3 protein-coding genes and 1 pseudogene are annotated in these 3216 nt (G+C 65.5%); all 4 read left to right on the top strand.

Going from position 1 to position 3216, the window contains the following annotated elements; translation table 11 throughout:
- Positions 1–121: pseudogene (locus EOA60_RS25465) on the top strand (D-alanine--D-alanine ligase); the annotation flags it as partial.
- Positions 109–1050 (top strand): cell division protein FtsQ/DivIB, encoded by a 942-nt coding sequence (locus EOA60_RS25460; protein ID WP_095824919.1) that lies wholly within the window; start codon positions 109–111, stop codon positions 1048–1050. The pseudogene EOA60_RS25465 and the gene EOA60_RS25460, both read left to right, overlap by 13 nt.
- Positions 1047–2354 carry a cell division protein FtsA gene (gene ftsA, locus EOA60_RS25455; protein WP_066990759.1) on the top strand — a complete coding sequence of 436 codons (1308 nt, stop codon included), beginning with the start codon at positions 1047–1049 and terminating at the stop codon, positions 2352–2354. Before EOA60_RS25460 ends, ftsA begins: the two co-directional genes overlap by 4 nt.
- 67 nt (positions 2355–2421) lie before the next feature.
- Positions 2422–3216, top strand: a 795-nt coding sequence (gene ftsZ, locus EOA60_RS25450; protein ID WP_128312091.1) for a cell division protein FtsZ, incomplete at its 3' end; no start/stop codon positions are given.

The raw sequence follows: 3216 nt of genomic DNA, 5'->3' as shown, positions 1-3216 counted from the left end.
GATCAACACCCAGCCGGGCATGACGCCGACGTCTCTGGTGCCTGAAATCGCCGCGCAAGCGGGGCATTCGTTCGGCGAATTGTTGAGTTGGATGGTGGAGGACGCTTCGTGTCTGCGTTGAGGTGGGGCCAGGGCAAAGGTCGCGGGACTGGACCTGCGCGGTTCGGCGTGCCGCTATCGTTCGACCATTTCGTGTTGCCGCGCCAGCTGCGGCGGCCGGTGCGTTTGCTTGCCCGTCTCTGCGATGGCGAGTACGAGGCGCCGCGTTTTTCGGCTGCGATCCTCTCGGCTGCCTTGTTGGTTTCCGCCGGCGCCTATGGGGCCTATCTCGGCGGCTACGCCGACATCATCGTGCAGGGCGTGACGGCCCGAACCGGTTTTGCCGTCGACCAGATCAAGGTCGTCGGCAATCGCCAGACTTCCGAGATCGATATCCTGGACCGCCTCGGCCTCGATGGCTGGACGTCGCTGATCGGCTTTGATGCCGAGGCTGCGCGCGAGCGCATCGCGACATTGCCTTGGGTCGAGGTTGCAGCGGTGCGCAAGATCTATCCTCATACGCTCGAGGTCCGTGTCGAGGAGCGTGAGCCCTTCGCGCTCTGGCAGCAGGGCAATTCGCTTTCGGTCATCGAGCGGTCGGGCGAGGTGATCGCGCCGTTCTCGGGCGGCAAGCAGGCTTTGCTGCCGCTGATCATCGGCACGGGCGCGCCGGCCAAGGCACCGGATTTCCTCGAGAGGATCAAGCGCTATCCCGAGCTGGCGGCGCGGGTCAAAGGCTATATCCGTGTCGGCGAGCGGCGCTGGGATCTCAAGCTGGAGAACGGCATCACCGTGAAGCTGCCGGAAGACGGCGAGGATCAGGCGATCGCCGAGCTCGTCAAGCTTGATCATGACAACGGGCTGTTGACGCGCGACATCGCTGCCGTCGACATGCGGTTGTCCGATCGCCTGGTCGTCGAGCTCTCGCCGGAAGCTGCGACGCAGCGCGAAGCCGCGCTCAGCGACAAGCCGAAGACCCTGATGAAACGCAGGCCGGAGACGAAGATATGAGCTGGCTTGGCGGCGGCGGTGATGCCTCTTCGCGCCGGTCGGGCACGCTGACGGTGCTCGATGTCGGCTCGAGCAAGGTCTGCTGCGTGGTGGCGAAGCTGAAGCCGCGCGAGGACGGCAAGCTGTTGCGCGGACGCTCGCATCGCATCCAGGTGATCGGCATCGGCCATCAGAAGTCGCAGGGAGTTAAGTCGGGCGTCGTGGTCGATCTCGACCGCGCCGAGCATGCCATCCGTCTCGCCGTCGACGCCGCCGAGCGCATGGCGGGGCTCACCGTCGATTCCCTTATCGTCAACATGACGGCCGGCCGGCTGAAGAGCGAGGCCTTTTCGGCAACCATCAATCTCGGCGGCCATCAGGTCGAGGAAGCCGACATCAAGCGCGTGCTCGCTGCCGGCGCCAAGCAGGCGCTGCGGGCCGAGCGAGAGGTGGTTCATTCGCTTCCCGTCGGCTTCTCGCTCGATGCCGAGCGCGGCGTGCGGGATCCCCGCGGTATGGTCGGGGAGACGCTGGGCGTCGATATGCATGTGCTGACCGGCGATGCTGCGCCGATGCGCAATCTCGAGCTTTGCATCAACCGCTCGCATCTGTCGGTCGAGCGCATGGTGGCAACGCCGTATGCCAGCGGTCTCGCGGCTTTGGTCGACGACGAGCTCGAAATGGGCGCGGCCTGCATCGATATGGGCGGCGGCACGACCACGATCTCGGTGTTCTCGGAAGGCAAGTTCGTGCATGGCGACGCCATCGCCATCGGCGGCAATCATGTGACGCTCGACATGGCCAAGGGGCTGTCGACTTCGCTCGACGCCGCCGAGCGGCTGAAGGTGATGCATGGCTCTGCGCTGCCGGGCAGTGCGGACGACCGCGACCTGGTTTCCATCCAGCCGATCGGCGAGGAGGGCGAGCTGCCGCTACAGATCCCGCGCTCGGTGATGACGCGGATCATCCGGGCGCGCATCGACGAGACGCTCGAGCTTTTGCGCGACCGGCTGAACAAATCGGGCTACGGCAACGCCGTCGGCAAACGGGTCGTCCTCACCGGCGGCGCCAGCCAACTGGCGGGCCTGCCGGAGGCGGCGCGCCGCATTCTTGGGCGCAACGTGCGCATCGGCCGGCCGCTCGGCGTGGCAGGCCTGCCGGAAGCGGCCAAGGGGCCGGCGTTTTCGACCCCGGTCGGGCTTCTGATCTATCCTCAAATGGCGAGCTTCGAGAGCCATTCGGCGAAAGGACTTTCCGGTTTCAGGATGACCGGAACGGGCGGAAAACTGCATCGCATGAGTCAGTGGTTGAGAGACAGTTTTTAATTTGACGGGGACAGCCCCAAAGGCGGCCGCAGCGGCGAGGCGGCGGGAAAGGCAAAGGACGGAGACTATGACCATCAATCTCAAGAAGCCGGACATCACCGAGCTTAAGCCACGCATCACCGTGTTCGGTGTCGGCGGCGGCGGCGGCAACGCGGTCAACAACATGATCACAGCCGGCTTGCGCGGCGTCGAGTTCGTGGTGGCCAACACCGACGCGCAGGCGCTGACGATGTCGAAGGCTGAGCGGCTGATCCAGCTCGGCGCGCATGTCACGGAAGGCCTCGGCGCCGGCTCGCAGCCGGAAGTCGGCCGCGCGGCGGCGGAAGAGTGCATCGACGAGATCATCGATCATCTGTCCAACACGCATATGTGCTTCGTCACCGCCGGCATGGGCGGCGGCACCGGCACGGGCGCTGCACCCGTCGTTGCCCGCGCGGCGCGCGAAAAGGGCATCCTCACCGTCGGCGTCGTCACCAAGCCGTTCCATTTCGAGGGCCAGCGCCGCATGAAGACGGCCGACATGGGCATCGAGGAACTGCAGAAATGCGTCGATACGCTCATCGTCATCCCCAACCAAAACCTGTTCCGGCTGGCCAACGACAAGACCACCTTCGCCGATGCCTTCGCCATGGCCGACCAGGTGCTCTACTCCGGCGTAGCCTGCATCACCGACCTGATGGTCAAGGAAGGCCTGATCAATCTCGACTTCGCTGACGTCCGCTCGGTGATGCGAGAGATGGGCAAGGCGATGATGGGCACCGGCGAGGCTTCGGGCGAGGGCCGCGCCATGGCCGCCGCCGAGGCGGCGATCGCCAATCCGCTGCTCGACGAGACCTCGATGAAGGGCGCCAAGGGCCTGCTG

The sequence above is a fragment of the Mesorhizobium sp. M1A.F.Ca.IN.020.06.1.1 genome (assembly GCF_004023265.1).
Lineage (GTDB): Bacteria > Pseudomonadota > Alphaproteobacteria > Rhizobiales > Rhizobiaceae > Mesorhizobium.
The sequence above is the reverse complement of the archived record's forward strand: the minus strand, read 5'-3'. Positions and strand labels throughout refer to the sequence as shown.

What these genes read in the sequence shown, in the direction of transcription:
- ftsA (WP_066990759.1), top strand. Translation starts at nt 1,047, where the DNA reads ATGAGCTGGCTTGGCGGCGGCGGTGATGCCTCTTCGCGCCGGTCGGGC.